The organism is Lacihabitans soyangensis, from assembly GCF_024343775.1.
GTDB lineage: Bacteria > Bacteroidota > Bacteroidia > Cytophagales > Spirosomataceae > Leadbetterella > Leadbetterella soyangensis.
Map to the genome: position 1 here is coordinate 1 of NZ_RJUF01000141.1, position 1,829 is coordinate 1,829.

At 38.5% G+C, this 1,829-nt stretch carries 2 protein-coding genes; both read right to left on the minus strand.

Annotated elements, in window-relative coordinates; all coding sequences use genetic code 11:
• Positions 1–163: 163 nt before the first annotated feature.
• Positions 164–640 carry a hypothetical protein gene (locus tag EGI31_RS15080; protein WP_255037995.1) on the minus strand — a complete coding sequence of 159 codons (477 nt, stop codon included), beginning with the start codon at positions 638–640 and terminating at the stop codon, positions 164–166.
• A 112-nt stretch (positions 641–752) separates the two neighbouring features.
• A complete protein-coding gene (locus EGI31_RS15085) occupies positions 753–1,058 on the minus strand; it encodes a helix-turn-helix domain-containing protein (protein WP_255037994.1) in 306 nt (101 codons plus the stop codon).
• Positions 1,059–1,829 lie beyond the last annotated feature (771 nt).

Consider the following 1,829-nt stretch of genomic DNA (forward strand, 5'->3'; position numbering starts at 1 on the left):
GGTTAATGATGTTCATGGCCAGCATAACCTTATTATGCTTTTCATTTATCGCCTCAAAAATCGTCATTATACTGCAGCTTAGTTTGTATAGGTTTCCGGTTGAATATCTTAAACCGAGAAACATTTTTTTTAGGTTAGGTGGGTGTCGCTTTTGACTAGTTTCTTAGGTCAACCTAAACATTTTGTTTAATCGGTATCTTACTTTTTGAAAGATAGTCTCTTGATTGAACTTAGGGGTAGCTATTTTTAGAAAGTAGTAAATATCCCCTCTATTATTAGTAAAGGGATCATTTACGTCTAATTGTTCATCCGCATCAGAGAATGATTTTAACAGGAAGAAAATTCGTTTTTTAATCTCTAAATAGTTTTCGGGTTCCTGCAGAATAAATTTATTCAAATAATCAAACTTGATTTGAATACCAATTTTCCCTAAAAATTGAATTAAATACCAGACGGAATTATCTGTTTTTGGAAACTGATGTGATTCATAAAACTTTTTATAACCCTTTTGAAATACGCTATGGCTTTCATTCTTATCTCCATAAAGCAGTGCCTTAGCCCTTAACGGTTGAAACCTCCCTCCTATCACAAGTTCCGATTTAGCAAAGTTTCTCCTCCATTGTGCTTCTATATTTTGCATGTGCTTTAATATTTTAAATCCGATAAACGACTATTTGAATCTTACATAAATACATATTTACATAAAAACACAATCATGTAAAACCATAAATATGTAAAGTTTATTTATCTTTTCATTTTCCCCCCACCGGGGGGCTAGGGGGGCCTAAATACCCTTCCAAAATCCCAATGGCTTCTCTAATACCAGCCTTATCATGTTTCAAGCTTCTAAGCATATTATCTTCGGTACCAAAGAGATAATTTGCATTAATATCTGGATAAGCTTTGATGAATAGTTCTAAAGTTGAGTAGGTCGGCTTATTCTTCCCGTGGATAATATTCAGTACCTTTTCTGGCCTGCTTTCTCCTACCGCTCTAGCCATCTCAGCAGCCGATAGCCCATAATGATCCATTATGGCTTTGAACCTCTCAGCAATCATATTCTTTAGTATTTATAATACACAAATGTATGTAAATTCTATCAATATGCCGAACTCCCCATTTCGACAACTAAAAAGTTAGGTATGAAAACTCCCAGTAACTACTAACCGGTATACCAATAACCTGTCAACCAGTACCCAATTCACCAATAACTCAATAAGGAGCTTCCCCCATTAAAAGTGCTAATGAAGAAATTGCAGCGGCAATACCCTAAACACTTTTAATGGGGTCGGGCTATCCGCTCATAGTCCTCGCGGCTTCTCCAGCTGTGGGCTAACCGCTACTATCCCTAAGCCAAATCGGTTTTAAGAACACCACCATGCACTTGTCAAACATACTTTATCTTAAATAAAACTCTAGAAAGACAAGAGCATGGCGTTCACTATCGGTCACAGCATCTGTGGTTTTTCCCTTGTCAGTTCGAGCGGTAGTCGAGAACAGTTCGAGAGGAGCGGGCGGCGTACCGTACGAGAACCAAAACCACAGAAGCTGAGTACAAGCCCACCCAGCCCTCGCTTCTGGCTTTGGCCTCTGATTTGAGACATCGCTCAACCAACGCAACAAATCAGTACCAAATCCACCCACGCTCCCACCCCATTATTAAATTGGAATACAAAAGTCCACCACTACACAGCATTTTTTACAATCGATTATTTTCAAAGGTTACAAATGCCGTGTAGCGTTCACTGTCGGTGGCAGTACATGGGCTTTCATTCTCCCTCAGGATAAAGTTTCTCCATAAGCCCATCAGCTGCATCAATTGTTTTTAA